The following is a 21,772-nucleotide window of genomic DNA, read 5'->3' as shown; positions in this document are numbered from 1 at the left end:
TCAGTTCGGCCGTCTCAGTGGTCGACCAGCCTGCGAAGGAGTTCCAGGCCGGTCGGCCAATCGCCGAGACCGCTGTCCGCGTTGATGTGGCCGCAGTTTTCCATCGGATGGTGCTGCGCCTGCCAGTCACGCGCGAGCGAGGTGGCCGTCTTCGGTTCGCAATACGGATCGTCGTCGCTGGCCACCAGCACGCTCGGGCATGGCAAGGGGCGGGCGGACAGGTCCAGAAAAGTGGGTGCGGCCTGGCGTGGGAAGGCTGCTCCTCGGAGGTCCGGAGGGGCGGCCAGGAACGCCACCACCCCGTCGGGCCGCGCCCGGGCCAGCCACTGCGCGGCCGCCCAGCAGCCCAGACTGTGGGCGACCAACGCCACCTGGCGCTCGCGCCGCGAGGCGATCTCGTAGGCGGTCTGGACCGCGGCGACCCAGTCGGGGAGCTCCGGCCGGCTCCATGAGGCCGGCGCGATCCGCACCGCCGAGTCCCCTCACCGCTTCTCCCACCGGCTCTGCCAGTGCCGCTCGTCCGAACCGCCGATCCCGGGGATGACGACGTACGCGACCACCGCCCACCGTCCTTCCATTCGTGGCCCCCGCACCTGGCGGGCTTGTCCTGCGGTAATTCTCGATGGTCCAGCGGGGGCAGCCGAGCTCAGCCCTCGTCCTGCGCAGCCATCCACCCAAATCGCTGCCGAGGGATGGGGCGCCAACGCCGCGACCCGAGGCCCGTGGCCCGGTGTCGTAGAGCCCGACCGCACACTCGGCCCACCGAAGTGTGGTGCCCCACCACATATCCGGCTGACCAGCGCATTCCTACGGTGTGGCAACACGTATCGTCCCCGCCCACCGCCCGGAAGTGGTATCCATGGCCGCCTCTGCAACCGCTCCCCCGCCCGCCACCAACCTCAAGCGCATCGTCGCCGCCAGCCTCATCGGCACCACCATCGAGTGGTACGACTTCTTCCTGTACGGGTCGGCCGCCGCGCTCGTGTTCAACAAGCTGTTCTTCCCGGAGTCCGCGCCGCTCGTCGGCACGCTGCTGTCCTTCCTCACGTACGCCGTGGGGTTCGCGGCGCGGCCGCTCGGGGCGCTCGTGTTCGGGCACTTCGGGGACCGGCTGGGCCGTAAGAAGCTGCTCGTGGTGAGCCTGCTCATGATGGGCGGGGCAACCTTCGGGATCGGCCTTCTGCCCACCCACGCCACGGTGGGGGCCACCGCTCCCGTGCTGCTGACGGCGTTGCGGCTGGTGCAGGGGTTCGCGCTGGGGGGTGAGTGGGGCGGGGCCGTGCTGCTCGTGTCGGAGCACGGGGACGCCCGGCGGCGCGGGTTCTGGTCCTCGTGGCCCCAAACCGGCGCCCCCGCCGGGCAGTTGCTGGCCGCCGGGGTGCTCTCGTCACTCACCGCGCTGCTGAGCGACGACGCGTTCACGGCATGGGGCTGGCGCATACCGTTCCTGCTGTCCGGTGTGCTCGTCCTCGTCGGCCTGTGGATCCGGCTGTCGGTCGATGAATCGCCGGTGTTCAAGGCCGCGTTGGCCCAGGCCGAGGCCCGCAAGGCGGACAGCGTCACCGAAAGGCTGCCGCTCGTCGCAGTGCTGCGGGACCACTGGCGCGACGTCCTGGTCGCCATGGGGGCCCGGATGGCGGAGAACATCAGCTACTACGTGATCACCGCTTTCATCCTGGTGTACGCGACCACCTCGGCCGGGATGGCCAAGCAGACCGCGCTCAACTCCGTACTCATCGCCTCCGCCGTGCACTTCGTGGTGATCCCGGCGTGGGGCGCCCTTTCGGACCGGATCGGGCGCAGGCCGGTGTATCTGATCGGGGCCCTCGGTGTCGGCGCCTGGATGTTCCCGTTCTTCGCGCTGATCGACACCGGCAGCTTCGGAAACCTGATCCTCGCCGTCACCGTCGGCCTCGTCTTCCACGGGGCGATGTACGCGCCGCAGGCGGCGTTCTTCTCGGAGATGTTCGCGACCCGGATGCGTTATTCGGGGGCGTCGATCGGCGCGCAGTTCTCCTCCGTGGCGGCCGGTGCGCCCGCACCGTTGATCGCGACGGCCCTGCTCTCCGACTACGGTACGTCGACGCCGATCGCCCTGTACGTCATCGCGGCCGTGCTGCTCACCGCGGTCGCCGTCGGGTGTGCGCAGGAGACCCGGGAGCGGGATCTGGAGCGCATGGACAACGCCGCACAGAGTGTTCCCGCCACCTCCACACGTGGAGCGGATGCCCGAACTGCCTGAGGGTGGGCGGGAGTTGGGTGGGGTGGCAGTGTGGTGCCGCCCCACCCTTCACGGCGTTATGGCCGGCGCCGCCACATGGAGGCGCAGGGCCAGTTGGATTTCCAGGGCGCGGGCGGGCGTCTGCCAGTCGGGGCCCAGGAGACGGCCGATCCGATCGAGACGCTGGGCCACCGTGTTCACATGGACGTGCAGATGCTCCTTGGTGCGGGCCGGGCTCATGCCGTTCGCGAAGTACGCGTCGAGGGTTCGGACCAGGTCGCTTCTGCGTTTCCTGTCGTACGCCACGACCTCGCCGATCGTCCGGTCGACGAACCCGCCGATGTCCCGGGTGTCCGCGAGCAGCAGCCCCAGGAATCCGAGGTCCTGGGCCGCGGCCCCTTCACCGGAGCGGCCGAGCAGCCGCAGCGCCTCCAGGCAGCGGCGAGCCTCGGCGTACGCGGTGGCGACCGCGGCGGGTGTCACGGCGGGGGCCGCGACGGCGGCGGACGCGCCGACCGTGACGGGCTCGTGGAGCGCGGTGCTCAGCTGTTTCGCCGTCTGCCGGGCGACCTCGGCCGGGGTGTCTCCCGGGCCCAGCGGAAGGAGCAGCACCGTACCGCCGTCGCGGGTCGAGGCCAGGCCGTGCCGGGTCGCGGCCAGATATGCGGCGGCGGAGCCGATGCGCCGGCGGTCCGCGGCGCGGCGGGCGGCGGTGCCCGGGTCGAGGCCGTCGATGCGGGCGGCGAGCACCACGTGCGGGGCGTCGAGGTCGGCCCGCAGCCGTGCGGCGCGTTCGCGCAGCAGCCGGGGGTCTCGGCCCGGCGCGTCCAGGAGGTCGTCCAACAGCTCGCCCCGTACACGCTGTTCGGCCTCGCCTGCCGAGCGCCGGGCGAGCAGCAGGAGCGAGGTGACCAGGGCGGCCCGCTCCAGGGTGCGCCGGTCGACGGGGACGAGGCCCGGCTGGCCGTGCAGGACCAGCGCGCCCAAAAGTTCGCCTCCTGCCGAGACTCCGGCGAGCCAGTCCTCGCCGTGGCGGATCGCGTGGCCGTCGGTGCCGCTGAGGCGCAGGACCGCGGTGGGTGCCGAGTCGGCGTCGGCGAACTCGACCGTACCGTCGAGTACTTCGGACACCGCGTCGGCCACGTCGTGGACTCCGCCGCCGCACAGCACCAGTTCGGTGAGCCGGTCGTGGACCTCCGATGCCCGTTCGAGGACCGCGCTGTGGTCCCGGATGGTCTCGTTGGCCTTCTCCAATTCGGCGAGCGCGGACCGGGTTTCGGCCAGCAGGTTGGCGGTGTCGATGGCCACGGCGGCGTGCGCGGCGAAGGAACCGAGCAGGGCGATCTCCTCGCGTGCGAAGACCCGCGGGTGCCGGTCGGCCGCGAAGAGCACCCCGATGACGGTGCTGCCGAGCATCAGCGGCACCCCGAGGATGGCGACGAGCCCCTCGTCGCGTACTCCGGTGTCGATGGTGCTGGTGTGCTGGAAGCGTTCGTCGTCGAAGTAGCTGGAGGTGACGTAGGGGCGGGCGGTCTGCGCGACGAGCCCGCCGAGCCCCTCGCCCATGCCGAGGCGAAGCTGCTGGAAGCGGGCTGCCACAGAGCCTTCGGTGACCCGCATGTAAGTGTCGCCCGCCGTGGGGTCGTTGAGGCTGAGGTAGGCGACCTCCGTGCCCAGCAGCGAGCGGGCCCGCTGCACGATGGCGCGCAGTACGGCGTCCAGGTCGCGCAGACCGGCGAGGTCGTGGGCGGTCTCGAACAGGGCGGACAGCTCGGCCTCGCGGCGTCTGCGCCCTTCGAGGTCGGCCCGTACGCGCAGGGCGAGTTGTTTCGCGGCGTCCAGGCCGGCGAGCGCCTCGGGTGGCGCGCCGTCGGCCCGGGCGAGGAGCGCCGGACGGTCGTACGCCTCGGCGGGCGCGCCCCGGGCGAGGAGTGCCAGGTAGGGGGCTTCGGGGTGGTCGTTGGGATGCGCTTGATCGTGGGACATGGTCACAGGGATACCTGCCGGACGGGCGGCCTCGCCAGGCCTGTGGACAACTCTTGAGGGGTGCAGAACAAGCAGGAGAACGGGCAGGCGCCCGCGCTCAGTGCGCGGTCCAGCCGCCGTCCAGGGCGAGTGAGGTACCGGTGATGAAGGAAGCCTGCGGAGTGCAGAGATAGGCGACCGCTTCGGCGACCTCGTGCGGTTCGACGAGCCGCTTGAGTGCCGCGTCCTTGAGGAGCACCTCGGTGAGCACATGTTCCTCGGAGATGCCGTGTGCCGCAGCCTGGTCGGCGATCTGCTGCTCCACCAGGGGCGTACGCACATATCCGGGGTTGACGCAGTTGGAGGTGACCCCGTGTGGAGCGCCTTCCAGGGCTGCGGTCTTGGAGAGGCCTTCGAGGCCATGTTTGGCGGACACATAGGCCGACTTGTAGGCGGAGGCCCGCAGGCCGTGCACCGACGACAGGTTGACGATGCGGCCCCATCCCTGCCCGTACATGTGTGGCAGCGCGCCCCGGATCAGCCGGAACGGGGCTTCCAGCATCACGGTGAGGACGGTGTGGAAGACCTCGGGCGGAAACTCCTCGATGGGGCGCACCAGTTGGAGCCCGGCGTTGTTCACCAGGATGTCGGTTCCGGCGGCGGCCTGTTCGGCGGCGTCGAGGTCGGTCAGGTCGAGGACGACGGGTTCCACGGTGCCGCCGAGTCCGGCTCCCTGAGCGGTGAGTCCTTCGAGGCCTGCCGCGTCCCGGTCAACCGCCCTGACCTTGGCCCCGGCCGCGGCGAGCCGCAGGGCGCAGGCCCGGCCGATGCCGCCGGCGGCGCCGGTGACGAGCGCGGTACGTCCGCCCAGGTCGACGGTGACGGAGTGCGGGAGGGGCGCGGGGACGAGGGGCGCGGTCATGGTCTCGACCCTAGGCAGGCCGCACTCACCCACCCATGTGGTCAGCACACATACTTCAGAGCCCAGTGCTGGGTTGGAACCATGTGGGGCTGTCCGACTGCGCCTGCTTGATGCGGAACAGAGCGAACTCGCTGAGCTTCGGGAGTGCGTCCATGGCGAACCAGCCCACTTCGAGGGACTCCTCGTCGTTGACGCGGGCCTCTCCGCCGGTGGCCCGGCAGCGGAAGGTGATGTCCATGAACTGGCACTGGTCGCCGTTGGGGTAGGTGATGGTGCTCTTCCCGGCCTCCACGAGCACCACCCGCTCGGCGACGCACCGTACGCCGGTCTCCTCGTACACCTCGCGCACGGCAGTGTGGGCGGGCTCCTCCCCCGGCTCCGGGATGCCGCCGATCGTCGACCACTTGCCGTTGTCCGCCCGGCGGCCGAGCAGGACCCGGCCCTCGTCGTCGAAGACGATCGCGCTCACTCCCGGCAGCAGGAGCAGCTGGTGCCCGGCGAGGGCCCGGATGTCTTGAATGAAGTCAGGAGTTGCCATGCCCCGACCCTAACGGCCGTCCGGATCTGGCCAGTCAGCTCTCGGTGCCGCGGCGCCCCCGCACGGACCGGGTGATCGCCCAGGCCAGGCCCGCGGCGGCGGCCGCGACGAGCGCCCACTCGGGCAGCGTGCCCAGCTTGGTCGCGGGCGTCTGCGAGGAGCGCAGCGGCACCTTGGCGACCAGTGAGGCAGGGGTGAACATGGCGGTCTTCTGGACGACCTTGCCGTCGGGCATGATCACGGCGCTGACCCCGCTGGTGACCGGAACCGTGACGGTCCTGCTGTGCTCGACCGCCCGCACCCGGGACATGGCAAGCTGCTGGTAGGTCATCTCGCTGCGGTCGAAGGTGGCGTTGTTGCTCGGCACGGAGATCAGCTGGGCGCCCGCGGTGACGGTGTCGCGCACCGCCCAGTCGAAGGCGGCCTCGTAACAGGTGGCGATGCCGACCTTGGTGCCGGCCATGGTGAACAGGCCCGGCTTGGTGCCGCGGTTGAAGTCCTCGCGGACCATGGAGGTGTAGCCGGGGGTGAAGGTGTTGATGAGTCCGCGCAGCGGGATGTACTCGCCGAAGGGCTGGATCTGCCGCTTGTCGTACGTCGCGACGGGGCCCCGCTTGGGATCCCACTGGACCTGCTCGTTGTAGAGCTTCGCGCCGTAGCCGCCGACGACCGCGCCGACCGAGATGGGTGCGCCTATGGCCTTGGCGGCCTGGTCGATGACGGCGCGGGCCTCGTCGTCCACGAAGGGGTCGACGTCGGAGGAGTTCTCCGGCCACAGCACGAAGTCGGGCTGTGGCTCCTTGCCGGCCTTGACCCGGTCGGCGAGCCGCAGGGTCTCGCGTACGTGGTAGTCGAGCACGGCCCGGCGCTGGGAGTTGAAGTCGAGGCCGAGGCGGGGCACGTTGCCCTGGATCACGGCGACGGTCGCGGTGCCGTCCTCCGCCGAGTCGCTGACCAGGCCACGGGCGCCGTAGGACGCCGCGACCGGCACGACGACCGTGAGCAGTGCGGCGGCCGCCGCTCCCTTGCGGACGCTGCCGGTGTTCCGGAGCCGCAGCGCTTGCCGTACGCATGCGTACAGGCCGAACCCGCACAGCACCACGGCGAAGCCGAGTACGGGTGTGCCGCCCAGGGCGGCGAGGGGCAGGAAGGTCCCGTCGGCCTGTCCGAAGGCGACCTTGCCCCAGGGGAAGCCGCCGAAGGGTGCGCGGGCGCGGGCCGCCTCGGCGGCGACCCACATGGTGGCGGACCACACAGGCCACAGCGGAAGCCTGGAGACCACCGCCATACCCGCTCCGGCCGCCCCGATGAACAGCGCCTCGATCGCGGCGAGCCCCAGCCAGGGCCCGGGGCCTACCTCCACACCGGTCCACACGAGGAGCGGGAGCAGGAAGCCGAGGCCGAAGAGGTAGCCGAGGCCGAGGCCCGCCTTCCAGCTGCGGCCGCGCAGGAGCCAGCCGAGGACGGCGAACGCGGGCAGCGCCAGCCACCACAGGGGCCTCGGCGGGAAGCTCAGGTACAGGAGCACCCCAGCCAGCGCGGCCACGGCGGGCCGGGCGAGACGGTTCAGCAGTCCCCGCAGCCGCGAGGGTGCGGCAGGCTGCGGTCCGAGCTGTTCCGGCTCGGTTGTGGGGGTTTCGGTGGTGCTCACCCGGCGGAGTCTACGGCGGGTGGCTGTGTACCGGGGAGTCCGGTCTCAGGGCACCGGGCGGAAGGTCAGGCCTCGGCGGGCTTGGTGGTGCCGAGCAGCCTCAGCCGGTCGCGGATGACACGTACCGCCGCTTCGGCGTCGTCGACGGTGACGGTGAAGACGCGGCCGTCGCCGAGCTTGAGCGCCACGCCCTCACCTCGGCGCACGACGACGGCGGTGCCGATCTCGGGGCGCCAGCGGTAGCCCCAGCCGCCCCACTGGCGCGGGGTGACGCGGGGCACGAAGTCGGCCGTGACGACGTGGTCGAGGGGGATGGTGCGACGCGGCAGCCCGATGTGGCCGCAGCGCACTTCCAGGCAGTCCCCGTCGACCTTGACCGACACGTGGACGAAGGCGAGGGTCCCGAAGAGCACGAGGAGCCCGGCCGCCAGGCAGCCGACCACGGACATCAGGAGCGGCGCGATGCCGGAGGTCCAGGTCGAGTCGACGGCCAGCTCGACGCCGAGCGCGATGCAGGCCGCGCCGCCTGCCGCGAGCAGCCACTGGACGCGGTTGGTCGCCCGGCCGGTCCAGACCTCTGGCGCCTGCTCGGCGGCACCGGATCCGTGCTGGGACTCGGGGGGCGTGGGGTACTCCGGGGACGGTTCCCTCATGTGTAGCAGCGTACTCAGGTTCCGCTGCCGTGGCACCGCCCAGCGCTCAGTGAGCGGGGCTGACGGCCTGGAGCAGGCGGCCTTCGGGGTAGGCGAGGGCGGCGTCGGGCAGGGTGCCGGTGCGGCCGCTGAGCAGCACGGTGAGGCCTCCGACCTGGGGGGCTTCAGGTGCGGGCATGATCCCGGCCCGGCGCAGGCCCTGGGCGGCCACGGCCTCGGCGCTGCCGAAGAAGGTGAGCGGGCCGCCGTCGGGGCGCAGGGCCATACGGATGCGTTCGGCGACCAGCTCGTAATGGGTGCAGCCCAGGACGACGGTCCCTACCTCGGGCGGCGTGAGGGCGGCGGCCACGGCGACGGCCCGGTCGATCGCGGCGTCGTCGGCGTGCTCCACGGCCTCGGCGAGGCCGTGGCAGGGCACCTCCGTAACGGGGACGCCGTCGGCGAATTCGCGGATCAGTCCGCGCTGGTACGGGCTGCCGGTGGTGGCCGGGGTCGCCCAGATCGCGAAGGGCTCGCGGCCGGCCGCGGCGGGCTTGATCGCGGGGACGGTGCCGATCACCGGGATCTCCGGTTCCAGGGCGGCGCGGATCGCGGGCAGGGCGTGCACGGACGCGGTGTTGCAGGCGATGATCAGGGCGTCCGGCTCCAGGGCCGCGGCGGCCCTGGCCACGGCGAGGGCGCGCTCGGCGACGCCTTCGGGCGTGCGCGGGCCCCAGGGCATGCCGTCCGGGTCGTTCGAGATCACGAGTTCGGCGTCGGGCCGTAGCCGGCGTACCGCCGCGGCCGCGGCGAGCAGGCCGATTCCGGAGTCCATGAGCGCGATCTTCACCCGGTCACCATAGTCGACGAGCCCCGGCGGAAACGGCCGAGGTCCCGTGTGGAGCACGGGATGTGGGGCAGACTGCGGCGGATGAGCGCCCTTGTATGGATCGCCCTGGTGTCCCTGGTCGTCTGGCTCTGGCTGCTGCTCGGGCAGGGCTTCTTCTGGCGCACCGACCAGCGGCTGCCGCCCCGCGTACCGCTCGAACATTGGCCGGATGTCGCGGTGGTGGTGCCGGCCCGCGACGAGGCGGAGGTGCTGCCTTCGAGCCTTCCCTCGCTGCTCGCGCAGGACTATCCCGGCCGCGCTGAGATCTTCCTGGTGGACGACGGGAGCTCGGACGGAACCGGCGAGCTCGCCCGTTCCCTCGCCGAGCGGCACGGGGGTCTGCCGTTGTCCGTGGTGTCTCCGGGTGAGCCGGAGGCGGGCTGGACCGGCAAGCTGTGGGCGCTGCGCCACGGCATCGCGCTCGCGCGGGCGCGTGAGCCGGAGTACCTGCTGCTCACCGACGCCGACATCGCGCATGCGCCGGACAGCCTGCGGGAGCTGGTCGCCGCGGCCCGCGGCGGCGGCTTCGACCTGGTGTCGCAGATGGCCCGGCTGCGGGTGGCGAGCGGCTGGGAGCGGCTGATCGTCCCGGCGTTCGTGTACTTCTTCGCCCAGCTGTATCCGTTCCGCTGGATCAACGCCCGCAGGCCGCGTGCCACGGCAGCGGCCGGTGGTTGCGTGCTCCTGCGTACTCAGGCCGCGGCCCGGGCCGGGATTCCGGACGCGGTGCGCCAGGCGGTGATCGACGACGTGTCCGTGGCGCGGGCGGTGCGCAGGTCCGGCGGACGGGTCTGGCTGGGCCTCGCGGACCGGGTCGACAGTGTGCGCCCCTATCCGCGCCTGGCCGACCTGTGGCGCATGGTCTCGCGCAGTGCGTACGCGCAGTTGCGGCACAACCCGCTGGTGCTGCTCGGCACCGTCGCGGGTCTGGCGCTGGTCTATCTGGCGCCGCCGGTCACCTTCGTCGCGGGCCTGGCGACCGGGAGTGCCGGGGCCGCGTGGGCGGGCGGTCTTGCCTGGCTGGTGATGACCGGAACGTATCTGCCGATGCTCCGCCACTACCGCCAGCCGCTCGCACTGGCCCCGACGCTGCCGTTCACGGCGCTGCTCTACCTGCTGATGACGGTCGACTCGGCGGTGCAGCACTACCGGGGGCGGGGTGCGGCCTGGAAGGGCCGCACCTACGCCCGGCCGGAGGCCGCACCCGAGCAGCGGTGACGCGGGGCTACTTGCGGCCGGGCGTCCAGTTCATGCCCCAGCCGTAGGCCTGGTCGATGGTGCGCTGCGGGCTGACGCCGCGCGCGGGCACCAGGTAGCGGGCCTCGCGCTGGACGACCAGGTCGCCGTTGTTGTTGGTGATCAGGGCGAGCGCGCAGACCGTGGAGGGGACGGTGCATTCGTCGAGGAAGAACTCGATCGGCGCGCCGAACTGCGGCTGGAGGGTCACCGTGGCGTGCAGGTCGGCGAAGCTGCGGGCGCCCTCATAGATGGTGACGAAGATCAGCAGGCGGCGGAACTTGTCCTTCTGGTCGAGATTGACGGTGAGGTTCTCGCCCGATTCGACGGCGCCGGTGCGGTCGTCGCCGTCGAGGTGGATGTACGGGGGCTGATGGAGCGCGCCGAAGGCGTTGCCCAGGGCCTGGACGACGCCCTTGCGGCCGTCGGCGAGCTCGTACAGGGCGCACAGGTCGAGGTCGAGATCGGAGTGGTTGGCGGCGGCGCGGCCCAACTTGGCGCCCCAGCCGCTGAATTGCTTGCGGCTCTGCCAGTTGAGGTTCACCCGCATCGCGCCCGAAGTGCCGCCCTGTTTGGCGAGCGAAACCCTGGGTGCGTCCTTCGTGAGGGTGACTTTGGAGAGGCGCACGGGTGACGGAGGCGTCAACGGCGGAGCGGTCGGAGGCGCCTGAATCTGAGCAGCCGGCTCGGGCCACACGGGCGGCGGGGGCGGGGTGTATGCGGCCTGCGCGGGAGGCGGCGCCGGGGTGAAGGGCGCCTGCACGGGTGACGCGGCGGGCGGCTGCTGCGGCTTGTCGACGGTGATCCCGAAGTCCGTTGCCAGGCCTTCGAGTCCGCTGTCGTAACCCTGGCCGACGGCGCGGAACTTCCAGGCGCCCTGGCGGCGGTATAGCTCGCCGAGGATGAACGCGGTCTCGACGGTGGCGTCCTTGCTGTCGAAGCGCGCGAGCTCCGCGCCGGTGGCCGCGTCCAGGACGCGGATGCCGAGACCCGGGACGCGGCCGAAGGTTCCGCCGTCGGCGGAGGCGGCGAGCACGATGCGCTCGACGGCCGGTTCGACTTGCGCGAGGTCGATGACCAGGGTGTCCGTCACCGCGTCGGGACCGGACCGCTTGCCTTCGTGGCGTACGGCACCCGAGGAGTGGGTCGGCTGGTTGTAGAAGACGAAGTCGGCGTCCGAGCGGACCCGCCCCCCGGCCAGCAGAAGGGCCGAGGCATCCACGTCGGGGACACCGGGTCCCGACCGCCAGGCCAGTTCGACGCGTACCGAGTGCGCAGGCACCGGAACATTGGCTCCTTTAAGCATGGACATGCTCTCCCCCATCACTCGCCGCGGTACCGAAAGATTTCTGCACCGTCAACCTAGTGCCCGATCGGCCACCCGGCACCTCACCCGGCCACCGGCCGGTAACCCCGGATGGCCTTGCCCTTGACAGGTATCGGGCTCCCCCAGCCCGAAGAGCACCTCGTCGACCGCCCCGGCCGGCTCCGCGGCCGGCCGAGGTGATGGACTCCTTCGCCCTGTACCGGATCGTCTCCGGCCACGGCCCGGGTGCCGCGGTCGCACGGGAGGCCGCGCTCGGCGGGAGCCAGCGGCTGCTTTCGCCGGTCGTCGCCGTGGCGGTGGCGGCGGGCATGCGCGACCACTGGGACGAGGCATGCGAGGAACGCCACGGATTCCTGGGCGACAAGCTGGTCGCCTTCTGCCGACTCAGCGGTCTGGAGACCGGTTCGGACGATCCGGGCTCGGCGGTCGAGGCCGGGCGCCTGTACGCGGCGTCCACCGCGCCGCACATCGACGGGCCGGAGGTCCTGGCGGCCTGTCACGCCGCCGGGCCGGCCGCACGGGAGGGCTGCGCATTGCTGACCGTGGCCCGCGCCGCGTACTGCTACCGCTCGGTGCAGGAGGCCGGGCTCCGAGTCCCCCTGCGCGCGCTCCGAGGCACCGGGAAGACGCAGTTCGCGGAAATCCCTCAGCGGCAGTCCCGAACCGCCGGAGATTGCCGCTCCGGAGTTTGCTCCATTTTCGCCGGAGACCCCGGTCAGAGGCGGTCCACAATTTGTCCCCAGGGACAAGAAATACCGTACTTGTCCTGCCCTCCGGACGATCTGCACGATGAACTCATGACAGAAGAAAAGTCGGATCCCCGCCGCTGGGCGGTCCTTGTCGTGCTGCCGGCCGGAATGCTCATGGGAGGCATGGACCTCACCATCCTCAACGTCGCACTGCCCACGGCGGGCCGGGAATTACTGCCGTCCAGCTCCGAACTGCTGTGGATCATGGATGGCTACGCGCTCACCGTCGCGGCGACGCTGGTGGTGTGCTCCACGCTGGGAGACCGGATCGGGCGCAAACGGATCCTCATGACCGGGGTGAGCGTCTTCGCCCTCGCCTCACTCGTGGCGGCGCTCTCCTCGGCGCCGGGACAGCTCATCGCGGCCAGGGCCGTCCAGGGACTCGGCTATTCGATGATGCTGTCGAGCACGGTGGTCGTCATCCGGGTCGTCTTCCCGGTCGCCCGCGAGCGGTCGCTGGCGTACGGGCTGTGGGTGGCTGGCTCCAGCACGGGCGCGGCGCTCGGGCCGGTGCTCGGCGGCGCCCTGGTGGAGCGGTTCTTCTGGGGCTCGGTGTTCCTCGTCAACGTACCGATCGCGGCACTCGCGCTGCTGGCCGGCTCGGTCCTCGTCCCCGAGTCGCGCAACGCCTCTCCGAGCCGTTTCGACGCCCCCAGCGCGCTGATCTCGATCCTCGGCCTGGCGGGAGCCGTGTACGCGCTGCAGCACATCGGCCAGCCCGACAGTGTCTCGCCGGTCACCGTGGGAGTGGGCGTCCTGGGCGTGGCGCTGCTTGTCGCCTTCACCCTGCGCCAACGCCGCATCCCGAACCCCCTCCTTGACATGAGGCTGTTCGCCGACCGCCGCTTCTCGGTCTCCACCGTCTCGATCCTGCTGTGCTACGGCGCCTATACGGGCCTGCTGTTCCTGCTCACCCAGCAGCTCCAACTGGTCAACGGCTACTCGCCGTTGACCGCGGGTCTGACGCTCGTGCCGGTGGCGGTGGCCAGCGCGGCCGGCGGGGTCCTTGCCCCGCGCCTTTCGGCGGGCCGTCGGCAACCGGTGGGGCGTGACGGCGGGCGTGACGGCGCTCGCCCTCGCCCTGATCGCGCTGTCGGTGTTCGGGGCCGCCGGGAACGTCCCGGCCCCGGTCGCGGTCGGCCTCGGCGCGGGCACCGTCATGACGCTGGGCGCGGACTCGATGATGAGCGCGGCCCCTCCCGAGCGGGCCGCGGAGGCCGGCGCCGTCCAGGAGGTCGGCTTCTCGCTGGGCGCCGGGCTCGGCGTCGCGGCGATGGGCATCGTCACGACGGTCGCGTACGGTGCGAGCCTGAAGCCGGTATCGGGCCTGACGGGCAGTCAACCGGGCACCGCCTCAGGGTCGTTGAGCGCGGCCATGGACCTGGCGGGCCGGCTCGCCGGCAGCACGGGGGAGGCCCTGCGCAGCGGCGCCCAGCACGCCTTCGATACGGGCTTCTCGGTCAGCACCGCGACGGTGGCAGCCGTCCTGCCGATCCTCGCCGCCCTGGCCGCCGCACTCCTGCGCCCCGCGAAGCCCGGGGCCGCGCCGGCCACCCCGCAGCACGCCCCGGCGGAGCGGGAGTCGACGGCCTGAGACCGCCGCCCCGGGCAGCGGCCATCTCGCGGAACGGCGTACGCCCCCTCAGCGAGACGGCCGCATACGGGCTGCTGGTCGGCTCCCCCGGCCGTGAGGCCGGAGGACACTGTGACCACGCCGGGGCCGGGCGGGGATCACGCCGCCGAGGAGTCCGGAACGTCCGGAGCGGTGCTGCGGACCTGCTCGCGGTAGTAGTTGCCCCACTCCTCCAACTGGCCCACCAGGCCACGCAGGCTCATGCCGATCTCGGTCAGCGAGTACTCCACCCGGTGCGGGATCTCCTGGTAGACGGTCCACCGGACGAGCCCGTCCTCCTCCAGATCGCGCAGCTGCCGGGTGAGCATCCGCGGAGTGATATCCGGCATGACCCGGTTCAATTCACCAGAACGTAACGTCCCGCCGAACAGATATTTCATGATACTGAGCTTCCACATACCCCCGCAGATGGTCATCGCGACCTCAAGAGTGCAGTAGTCGAGCATCTCATCCACGCGCGGCCGCATGTTCCTCCCACTATCCGTCCCCTGCCATCTCTGCACGGCATCCCAATATCCCCATGCTAACTACACCCGTTTGAAGGGATATTGGCCGAACCGGTCATGTTGGGGACGCCCCGGGCCGAAGGTCCGCGTTGCCCCCCATGGCGCCCAAGTGCGACACTCCGGAGGTCGCCCCGGCGGAAATCGGTTGGAGGTCAAAACAACCCCATGACCTGGCGTCCACATCTCTCGGGGATATGAACGAAGCTCAGGAGCAGGAGCGCGCAGGCCAGCCGCCGTCATGGCGGCCGCCCTGCGTTAACCGGTCGTCAATCACCTGGTGACGCAAGGCGCTCAGGGTCGAGGGTCCCTGCTTGACAGCACAGTTCAGACGTCGCCCTTCGTGGCCGTTCCGTCACTTCTCGTCAATCAGGACGCCTCGTATTAGCCCTCGCCGTCAGAGCCTCGTCAACGACGTTTCGGCAGGTCAAGCAGACAAAACCAGCGTAAAACGGATGACCCTAGGATTGGGGCTCCCCAACGACCACATCGTGGGCTTAACTTATGTGCCATGACCTCCCCCCGCTCCACCTATGGCGGCGGTTACTACTCCGCGCCGTTCTTCCCGGACACCCCCATCTACGACTCCCTCGTCGCAGAACGGGGTACGCCTCAGATCGCCCCGATCCGAGTGCCTTCCCTCTATGACACCGGCAGCAGTTACCTGCCGGCGCTTCCGTCGGCGCTGCCCGCGCTGCCGGCCGCCCCTTCGCAGCAGAGCCCCTCCTACGCCTCGTCGTACGGGTACCAGCAGCAGATGCCGCAGCCGACGCCGCTGCAGCACGCGCCCGCCCCGTACATCCCGCAGCAGACCTCGGCCCCGCGCGGCTACCAGGGGCAGCAAGCCATGCCGCAACGGCCGATGGGCACCGGGTACGAGGCCATGCGGCCAGCCGCGCCCCGGCCGGCGCCCGCGCCGTACGAGGATCCGTACAACCGGCCCTATCAGGGCACCGGGTACTGATCAAGGGCGGGACCGGCCGCCCGGACACTTGTCCGAGGCGGCTGGCAGAATGTGTTTATGAGCAACGGGCTTGATGCGGTTGTCCACGGGATGCACATTCATCCCGTCAAGTCGGTCGGGGGATACGACACAGCAGAAGCGGCGGTCGAGCCATGGGGGCTCGCCGGGGACCGTCGCTGGATGCTGGTGGACGCGGAGGGCACGGCCGTCACTCAACGCGAGCGGCCGGGCCTCGCCATGAGCAGTGCCGCCACACTGCCGGGCGGAGGTGTGCGGCTTTCCGCGCCGGGGCGCGACGATCTGGTCGTCGAGCCGCCGGAGCCGATGGCCGCCGTCGGCGTCACGCTCTTCGGCAACAAGTTCAAGGCGGTGACCGCCGCCGACGAGGCCCACGCGTGGTTCAGCGCCTATCTGGGCACCGAGGTGCGGCTCATGCACCTCGACGACCCGGCGCGCCGCAGAACCATCAACCCCAAGTACGCGCCGAACGGCGAGACGGTCAGCTTCGCCGACGGATACCCGCTCCTGATCGCCACGCGCGCCTCGCTCGACGCCCTCAACTCGCTGATCGCGCAGGGCGGCCATCCCGCCGAGGGCCCCCTGCCGATGAACCGGTTCCGGCCCAATGTGGTCCTCGAAGGGACCGAGGCATGGGCCGAGGACACCTGGTCACGGATATCGATCGGCGAGGTCACCTTCCGGGTGGCGAAGCCCTGCGGGCGCTGTGTCATCACCACCACCGACCAGGCCACCGCGGAGCGCGGCAAGGAGCCGCTGCGCACCCTGGCCCGGCACCGCCGGATCGGCAGCTCGCTGGCGTTCGGCGTCCTGGTGATCCCGGAGGACACCGGCATCATCCGCATCGGTGACGCGCTGAAGGTGCTCGCATAGCTCTGCGCCACGCGGGAACTCCTGTGGGTAGCAGACGCGTTGGACTGGACAAGCCGGGTGGATCAGATCCCTGTTCGTGCCACCCGCGCGCAGGCCGGCCCGCCGGGGCGGCACGAAGCGGAAGGGGGTGCGTGGCCCGTGCGAGCCATTACGGGAGTGTGGCGCTGGCGGCGCAATCCGCTGCGCCGCCGCACCGACTTCGCGGAGGCGTGGCTGGCGCTCGTGGCCCTGGTGCTCGTGGTGTTCGCCGCACCGGCGGTGGGGGCGCTCTGCGGTTTCCTCACGGATACGAGCCTGCGCCAGGCCGTCACCGAGCAGCGCCGGCACCGGCATGTGACCTCGGCGGTGGTGGTGCGCCGGGCCGAGCAGCGCACCCCGGTGGCCGAGCCCGACGGTTCGGCGGGCCGCACCACCCGCACCCGGGTGGTCGCCAACTGGACGGCGTACGACGGCAGTTCACACACCGGCACGCTGGCCTCGCCGCTCAAGGCGCCCGCTCCCGGCGCCACCTTCCGGATATGGACCGACGACCACGGGCGCCCGGCGCCCCGTCCGATGGCGCTGTCCGCGGCCGACACACATGCCGTGTTCTCTGGGATCTGCGCGGCCGCGGCGGCCGCCGGACTCGTCGAGGGCGTACGCCGGTTGATCGTATGGCGGCTGATACGCCGGCGGTATGAGCGACTGGACCGGGCGTGGGCCCGGTACGGTCCGGACTGGGGCCGCACCGGCGCAGGCAGCTGACCGGTCAACTCACCGGCCCCGCGCGCGCTACGGTGGACCATCAGTCGCACAAACCAGGTCACGGTCGAGGTGTGTGCGAGGTCGCATGCACGAGGTGGGGGCACGGCAGCGCCATGGCTCAGGGTACGGTCCAGGTGACGCACACGGGCACGTCGAGGTGGCGCCGCCGCACGGGTGAGTACGCCTCTCTGGCCGCGGCCCTGGAGGCCGCGGGCGACGGCGACGTCCTGACCGTCGCCCCGGGCACCTACCGGGAGAACCTGGTGCTGCACCGCTCCGTGACGCTGCGCGGCCCCGAGGGTGCGGTCGGCTCGGTCCGGATCGCGCCGGCCGACGGTGTGGCGCTGACGGTGCGCGCCTCGGCGACCGTGCGGGACCTGTATCTGGAGGGCCAGGACGCGGCGGCGCCCGCGCTGCTCGTGGAGGACGGTGCGCCCGAGCTCGTCGACCTGCGGGTGGTGACGCGATCCGCGGTGGGCATCGAGGTCCGCGGCGGGGCACGGCCCACGGTGCGGCGGTGCACGGTGGACAACCCGGGCGGCGTCGGGATCGGCGTCTTCGACGGTGCGGGCGGGGTGTTCGAGGAGTGCGAGGTCGTCGCGGCCGGGCAGTCCGGCGTCTCGGTGCACAGCGGCGGGCACCCCCGCCTCGAACGCTGCCGGGTGCACCACTCCAGTGGCGCCGGGCTCGCCGTCAGCGGCGAGGGCAGCGGTCTAGAGGCACTCGGCTGCGAGGTGTACGAGATCAAGGGCGCCGGGGTGCAGATCGCCTCGCGCGCCTCGGCCCACCTCACCGACTGCACGGTGCACCGGACTTCGGCCGACGGCATCACCCTGGACACGGACGCGGTGCTCACGCTCGCCGACTGCGACATCCACGACATCCCGGAGAACGCGGTCGATCTGCGCTCGCGCTCCGTGCTCACGCTGACCCGCACCAAGGTCCGCCGCTTCGGGCGCAACGGCCTGTCGGTGTGGGACCCGGGCACGCGGGTGGACGCCGGCCAGTGCGAGATCCACGACAGTACGGGCGACTATCCGGCGGTGTGGGTCAGCGACGGCGCGACCGCGGTCCTGGAGGGCTGCCGCGTCCATGACGTACCGGACGCGATCTTCGTGCTCGACCGGGGCTCGCGCGCCGATGTCGTCGACAGTGACCTCACCCAGGTCCGCAACACGGCGGTGTCGGTGAGCGACGGCGCGACCGCGCAGCTCGACGACTGCCGGATCAGGGAGGCGTCGACCGGAGCCTGGTTCCGTGACCACGGCAGCGGCGGCACGCTCGCGGGCTGCACCATCGACGGCGCGCAGACCGGCGTCATCGTCACCAAGGGCGCCGATCCGCGCATCGAGCGCGTCACGGTCACCTCGCCCGCCGAGGCCGGGTTCTACGTCTCCGCCGAGGGCCGGGGCACCTTCCACGGCTGCCGGGTGACCAGCAGCGGCGGCTTCGGCTTCCATGTCATCGACGGCTGCCGTACGACGCTGACGCGCTGCCGCACCGAGCGGTGTGCTCGCGGGGGTTATGAGTTCTCGGAGGACGGCGCGGTCGTCGAGGACTGCACCAGCGACGAGAGCGGCGCCAAGGCGGGCTCGGCCGAGCCGCCCGCGGTGCTGAGCGCGACGCAGACCATGGGGCTGCTCTCGGCCGTCCCGGGCCCGCGCCCCGTCGAGCCCCCGGCGGCGGAGCCGGTGACCGAGCCCGCGCGCACTTCGGGGGCGGTACTCGGCGAGCTGGACACCTTGGTGGGGCTGGAGAGCGTCAAGCGTGAGGTGCGGGCGCTCACCGACATGATCGAGGTCGGGCGCAAGCGGCAGCAGGCCGGCCTCAAGGCGGCCTCGGTCCGCCGCCATCTGGTCTTCACCGGCTCCCCCGGCACCGGAAAGACCACGGTGGCGCGCCTGTACGGGGAGATCCTGGCCTCCCTCGGCGTCCTGGAGCGCGGCCATCTCGTCGAGGTGTCGCGCGTCGACCTGGTCGGCGAGCACATCGGGTCGACCGCGATCCGCACCCAGGAGGCCTTCGACCGGGCGCGCGGCGGGGTGCTGTTCATCGACGAGGCGTACGCCCTGTCCCCCGAGGATTCGGGACGGGACTTCGGGCGTGAGGCCATCGACACGCTGGTGAAGCTGATGGAGGACCACCGCGACGCGGTGGTGGTCATCGTCGCCGGGTACACGGCCGAGATGGAGCGCTTCCTGAGCGTCAACCCCGGTGTGGCGTCCCGGTTCTCACGGACCATCAGGTTCTCGGACTACTCCCCCGAGGAGCTGCTCCGCATCGTGGAGCAGCAGGCCGACGAGCACGAGTACCGGCTCGGTTCCGGCACGGCGGAGTGCCTCCTGAAGTACTTCACGGCACTGCCCAGAGGCGCCGCGTTCGGCAACGGGCGCACCGCGCGCCAGACGTTCGAGTCGATGGTGGAGCGGCATGCGGGCCGGGTCGCCCAGCTGGCCGAGGCCAGCACCGACGACCTGACCCTGCTCTACCCGGACGATCTGCCCGAACTGCCCTGATCCACCCGCTGGTTCGGCACGCCGCTCGCCAGCTCGGCCAGGAGCAGCGCCCGTTCGCGCCCGAAAGCGGGGTCGGCCTGGTAGTCGGCGTGGCCCAGTATCGGCGCGGGCAGCGGGTGTTCGCGGGTGCGGCCGTAGGCGAGCGGGTCGAGCAGTGGGCCCTTGTCGACGTCGCCGCCGGTCAGAACGGGTCCGCCGATGGGGTCGGTGGCGCGCCACAGGTTCCGCCAGCAGTGCACCTCCTGGTGGAGAGCCTGGAGCGGGGCGGGGCCGAAGTAGGTGGGGAACCAGCGTCCGTAGAGCCGCTCGACGGGGCAGCCGTAGGTGAGCAGGGCGACCCGGCGCCGGGTGGCGGAAGGCAGTTGCCAGACGGCGGCCGCGGCGAGCACGCTGCCCTGCGAGTGGCCGGAGATCACGAGGCGGCCGCCGGTCCGCTCGGTCCAGGTGTTCATCCGCCAGGCGAGGTCGGGCACGGCCCGCTCGGCGTAGCAGGGCGGCGCGAAGGGGTGTGCGGCGCGCGGCCAGAAGGTGCCGACGTCCCACAGGATGCCGACGGTGCGGCGGGCCGCCGCGTCCTTGTAGGCGCGCCGGCCCCAGGTGACGAAGAGCAGGAAGCCGAAGCCGGTGCACCAGGAGCCGAGCGACTGGGCGGCGTCGGCGGCGAAGGCGATGGGCGTGGCCGCGCTGTCGGCCGCCTGCTCCGGTACTTCGCCGGTCCACCACGCGCCGACCAGGGCCGCGGCGCCGAGCAGCAGGGACGCGCCGGACACGATGCCGAGGAAGACGGGGGCGTGGTCGGTGAGCCCGGCCATCGCGCGCGCTCTGGAGATCTGGCGGGTGCGGGCGGTGTCGGGCTGCTCGGTGGGGTAGTCGGCCATGACGCGCGGGGCGTCGGCGCGGGCGGTGCACCAGGTGCGTACGGCGAAGAACAGCACGACGGGGACCAGCAGGGCCAGCAGGGCGGGGATCACCGAGGACTGCCACGTCAGCAGCGCGGGCGGCCCGTTGAAGGACGCCCGGTGGAGGGCGCCGTGGTCCACCCAGTCGGCGACGCGCTGGGCCACACCGCCCGTCATCACGCCGCCGAGCGCGCAGGCGAGCATGGCGACGGCGGGGCCGCCGAGTCCCCACAGGGCGGTGCGTTCCCCGGGGGCCCGGCGTCGCAGGTGCCAGGCCACGGCAGCCAGGGCGACGATCAACACGCCCTGGGCGAAGGCGAGGAAGCCGAAGGAGCGGTCGCCGGGCAGGGTGCCGGAGGAGGCCCAGTCGGCGCGGTCCCAGGCCGCGTACACCATGGCGAGCGCGAGCAGGGCCAGCGAAGAGACGGGCAGCCAGGCGGTGACGGCCCGGTCGAGCTGCTCGTCGAGATGTGTTTCGGTACGTCCCCTGCGGCACACCACCCACACCACAACTACCCCTGCCACAGCGAGGGTTGACTCCAGGAGCAGGCCCAGCGTCTCGAAGACGGCGCTCGTGGCGGTGCGGTCATATCGCGCCGCGGCGGCCGTGACGCCCGCGGCGGTGGTCAGGAACCCGGCGGCGGTGTGAGCGGCGCGCAGCCGGGCCACCAGGCGCCTGCCGTACCAGAATCCGGGCCTGCTGAAGGCGGGCTTGACGGCCTCGACGGGGTCGTCGGCGGGCTCCGCGTTCAGCGGCTGCTGGGATTCGTACGCGCTCCAGGTGCGGTTGGAGAGGTACCAGAGCAGGAAGGTCAGGCCCGCGGGCGCGAGCGCCGCGAGGGCGAGGCGGCGGCCCGGCTGGGACCACCAGCCGTGGTGGGCGACGGAGGTGAAGCCCAGCCAGTACCAGGAGCGCGAGCAGCCGGCCGAGCCCGCGCACTGCCAGGCGGTGAGATCGAGCGCGACCTCGCAGGCGGCGGCCACGAGGAGCACGGTGAGGCTGAGCGCGACGAGCCGCACCAGGACCCCGTACAGCCGGATCGCCCAGTGCGGCTCCTTGGCGGGCGGCCGCATCCAGTGCGCGAGGTTGATCACCATGAACGGCAGCAGGAGCAGCCACAGGGCGCGGGCGCTGTTGCCGGAGGTCAGATTGCACCAGACGTACGCCTCGGGCACGGGGCGGTCGCGGTAGCGCTCGGGGTGCGCTTCGGCATCGGTGTCCTCGGCGCGGCGGTAGATGGCCGCGGTGTCGTCGCCGGTGACGCACACGGTGCGGGGGTCGTCGAGCATTTTCTGCGGTGTGGTGCCCCCGACTCCGTGGACCAGCAGTTCGAGGGCGGGCCCGCCGCTCTCGACTGCTGGGGCACCGGCCTGGGCGGCGGGTGTGGCACGGGACACTTCTGCGACTCGCTCTCGTGATGGCAGGATCGGCGGCGCGAATGGCACGGACATTCAGGATCTCGGATCCGGGTGCCCCGGCGCAGTGCTCTCA

Annotated in this window: 18 protein-coding genes and 1 pseudogene; 8 read left to right on the top strand and 11 right to left on the bottom strand. The window is 71.8% G+C overall.

Annotated features, from left to right (window positions below):
• Positions 1-14: 14 nt before the first annotated feature.
• Complete coding sequence (locus ACSHXC_RS33785) at positions 15-470, bottom strand: RBBP9/YdeN family alpha/beta hydrolase (protein ID WP_438295154.1); 456 nt, start codon at positions 468-470, stop codon at positions 15-17.
• A gap of 12 nt (positions 471-482) precedes the next feature.
• Positions 483-578: an alpha/beta hydrolase gene (locus tag ACSHXC_RS33780; RefSeq protein WP_438295153.1), complete on the bottom strand. Its 96-nt coding sequence runs from the start codon at positions 576-578 to the stop codon at positions 483-485.
• A 281-nt stretch (positions 579-859) separates the two neighbouring features.
• On the opposite strand from ACSHXC_RS33780, the gene ACSHXC_RS33775 reads away from it, so the two are divergent.
• On the top strand, positions 860-2,242 hold the full coding sequence (locus ACSHXC_RS33775; RefSeq protein ID WP_438295152.1) for an MFS transporter: 1,383 nt from the start codon (positions 860-862) through the stop codon (positions 2,240-2,242).
• A gap of 48 nt (positions 2,243-2,290) precedes the next feature.
• Here ACSHXC_RS33775 and ACSHXC_RS33770 read toward each other — a convergent pair whose 3' ends face one another.
• From ACSHXC_RS33770 to ACSHXC_RS33745, 6 genes are all read right to left on the bottom strand, one after another.
• Positions 2,291-4,207, bottom strand: a complete 1,917-nt coding sequence (locus ACSHXC_RS33770; protein ID WP_438295151.1) for a helix-turn-helix domain-containing protein — start codon at positions 4,205-4,207, stop codon at positions 2,291-2,293.
• 97 nt (positions 4,208-4,304) lie between these two features.
• Positions 4,305-5,108: a 3-hydroxybutyrate dehydrogenase gene (locus ACSHXC_RS33765; RefSeq protein ID WP_438295150.1), complete on the bottom strand. Its 804-nt coding sequence runs from the start codon at positions 5,106-5,108 to the stop codon at positions 4,305-4,307.
• A 55-nt stretch (positions 5,109-5,163) separates the two neighbouring features.
• A complete protein-coding gene (locus tag ACSHXC_RS33760; protein ID WP_189960432.1) occupies positions 5,164-5,646 on the bottom strand; it encodes an NUDIX hydrolase in 483 nt (160 codons plus the stop codon).
• A 34-nt stretch (positions 5,647-5,680) separates the two neighbouring features.
• Positions 5,681-7,297, bottom strand: a complete 1,617-nt coding sequence (gene lnt, locus ACSHXC_RS33755; RefSeq protein ID WP_438295149.1) for an apolipoprotein N-acyltransferase — start codon at positions 7,295-7,297, stop codon at positions 5,681-5,683.
• A 65-nt stretch (positions 7,298-7,362) separates the two neighbouring features.
• Entirely contained in the window at positions 7,363-7,950 is a 588-nt protein-coding gene (locus tag ACSHXC_RS33750) for a hypothetical protein (protein ID WP_438295148.1), read from the bottom strand.
• A gap of 46 nt (positions 7,951-7,996) precedes the next feature.
• The gene (locus ACSHXC_RS33745) at positions 7,997-8,779 is read right to left on the bottom strand and encodes a glutamate racemase (protein ID WP_438295147.1); all 783 of its coding nucleotides are present in this window, start codon (positions 8,777-8,779) and stop codon (positions 7,997-7,999) included.
• Positions 8,780-8,860: 81 nt separating this feature from the next.
• Between ACSHXC_RS33745 and ACSHXC_RS33740 the strand changes: the two genes are divergently transcribed.
• On the top strand, positions 8,861-10,036 hold the full coding sequence (locus tag ACSHXC_RS33740; protein WP_438295146.1) for a glycosyltransferase: 1,176 nt from the start codon (positions 8,861-8,863) through the stop codon (positions 10,034-10,036).
• A 7-nt stretch (positions 10,037-10,043) separates the two neighbouring features.
• Here ACSHXC_RS33740 and ACSHXC_RS33735 read toward each other — a convergent pair whose 3' ends face one another.
• Positions 10,044-11,378: a TerD family protein gene (locus tag ACSHXC_RS33735; protein ID WP_438295145.1), complete on the bottom strand. Its 1,335-nt coding sequence runs from the start codon at positions 11,376-11,378 to the stop codon at positions 10,044-10,046.
• A 182-nt stretch (positions 11,379-11,560) separates the two neighbouring features.
• Between ACSHXC_RS33735 and ACSHXC_RS33730 the strand changes: the two are divergent.
• Positions 11,561-13,102, top strand: a pseudogene (locus ACSHXC_RS33730) (MFS transporter); the annotation flags it as partial.
• A gap of 34 nt (positions 13,103-13,136) precedes the next feature.
• Positions 13,137-13,724 (top strand): hypothetical protein, encoded by a 588-nt coding sequence (locus ACSHXC_RS33725; protein WP_438295144.1) that lies wholly within the window; start codon positions 13,137-13,139, stop codon positions 13,722-13,724.
• A gap of 137 nt (positions 13,725-13,861) precedes the next feature.
• Here ACSHXC_RS33725 and ACSHXC_RS33720 read toward each other — a convergent pair whose 3' ends face one another.
• Positions 13,862-14,161, bottom strand: coding sequence for a winged helix-turn-helix transcriptional regulator (locus ACSHXC_RS33720; RefSeq protein ID WP_438296976.1), 300 nt, complete (start codon positions 14,159-14,161; stop codon positions 13,862-13,864).
• Between the two features lie 616 nt (positions 14,162-14,777).
• Here ACSHXC_RS33720 and ACSHXC_RS33715 point away from each other — a divergent pair.
• The 4 genes from ACSHXC_RS33715 (at position 14,778) to ACSHXC_RS33700 (ending at position 19,381) form a co-directional block, all read left to right on the top strand.
• Entirely contained in the window at positions 14,778-15,230 is a 453-nt protein-coding gene (locus ACSHXC_RS33715; protein ID WP_438295143.1) for a DUF6643 family protein, read from the top strand.
• A 57-nt stretch (positions 15,231-15,287) separates the two neighbouring features.
• Positions 15,288-16,121 (top strand): MOSC domain-containing protein, encoded by an 834-nt coding sequence (locus ACSHXC_RS33710; RefSeq protein WP_438295142.1) that lies wholly within the window; start codon positions 15,288-15,290, stop codon positions 16,119-16,121.
• 138 nt (positions 16,122-16,259) lie between these two features.
• Complete coding sequence (locus ACSHXC_RS33705; RefSeq protein ID WP_438295141.1) at positions 16,260-16,865, top strand: Rv1733c family protein; 606 nt, start codon at positions 16,260-16,262, stop codon at positions 16,863-16,865.
• Between the two features lie 113 nt (positions 16,866-16,978).
• A complete protein-coding gene (locus ACSHXC_RS33700) occupies positions 16,979-19,381 on the top strand; it encodes a right-handed parallel beta-helix repeat-containing protein (protein WP_438295140.1) in 2,403 nt (800 codons plus the stop codon).
• Here ACSHXC_RS33700 and ACSHXC_RS33695 read toward each other — a convergent pair.
• A complete protein-coding gene (locus ACSHXC_RS33695) occupies positions 19,351-21,732 on the bottom strand; it encodes a hypothetical protein (RefSeq protein WP_438295139.1) in 2,382 nt (793 codons plus the stop codon). The two genes, ACSHXC_RS33700 and ACSHXC_RS33695, sit on opposite strands and share 31 nt — an antisense overlap.
• Positions 21,733-21,772: the final 40 nt, after the last annotated feature.

This window comes from Streptomyces sp. HUAS TT7 (assembly GCF_051550175.1).
In the GTDB taxonomy this organism is placed as follows: domain Bacteria; phylum Actinomycetota; class Actinomycetes; order Streptomycetales; family Streptomycetaceae; genus Streptomyces.
This window is presented reverse-complemented; position numbering and strand designations above follow the sequence as displayed.

Bases quoted from the DNA above. Each gene is read 5' to 3' on its own strand.
- ACSHXC_RS33780 (WP_438295153.1), bottom strand. From the start codon at position 578: ATGGAAGGACGGTGGGCGGTGGTCGCGTACGTCGTCATCCCCGGGATC.
- ACSHXC_RS33775 (WP_438295152.1), top strand. From the start codon at position 860: ATGGCCGCCTCTGCAACCGCTCCCCCGCCCGCCACCAACCTCAAGCGC.
- ACSHXC_RS33770 (WP_438295151.1), bottom strand. From the start codon at position 4,207: ATGTCCCACGATCAAGCGCATCCCAACGACCACCCCGAAGCCCCCTAC.
- ACSHXC_RS33765 (WP_438295150.1), bottom strand. From the start codon at position 5,108: ATGACCGCGCCCCTCGTCCCCGCGCCCCTCCCGCACTCCGTCACCGTC.
- ACSHXC_RS33760 (WP_189960432.1), bottom strand. From the start codon at position 5,646: ATGGCAACTCCTGACTTCATTCAAGACATCCGGGCCCTCGCCGGGCAC.
- ACSHXC_RS33750 (WP_438295148.1), bottom strand. From the start codon at position 7,950: ATGAGGGAACCGTCCCCGGAGTACCCCACGCCCCCCGAGTCCCAGCAC.
- ACSHXC_RS33740 (WP_438295146.1), top strand. From the start codon at position 8,861: ATGAGCGCCCTTGTATGGATCGCCCTGGTGTCCCTGGTCGTCTGGCTC.
- ACSHXC_RS33735 (WP_438295145.1), bottom strand. From the start codon at position 11,378: ATGGGGGAGAGCATGTCCATGCTTAAAGGAGCCAATGTTCCGGTGCCT.
- ACSHXC_RS33720 (WP_438296976.1), bottom strand. From the start codon at position 14,161: ATGTGGAAGCTCAGTATCATGAAATATCTGTTCGGCGGGACGTTACGT.
- ACSHXC_RS33715 (WP_438295143.1), top strand. From the start codon at position 14,778: ATGACCTCCCCCCGCTCCACCTATGGCGGCGGTTACTACTCCGCGCCG.
- ACSHXC_RS33710 (WP_438295142.1), top strand. From the start codon at position 15,288: ATGAGCAACGGGCTTGATGCGGTTGTCCACGGGATGCACATTCATCCC.
- ACSHXC_RS33700 (WP_438295140.1), top strand. From the start codon at position 16,979: ATGGCTCAGGGTACGGTCCAGGTGACGCACACGGGCACGTCGAGGTGG.
- ACSHXC_RS33695 (WP_438295139.1), bottom strand. From the start codon at position 21,732: ATGTCCGTGCCATTCGCGCCGCCGATCCTGCCATCACGAGAGCGAGTC.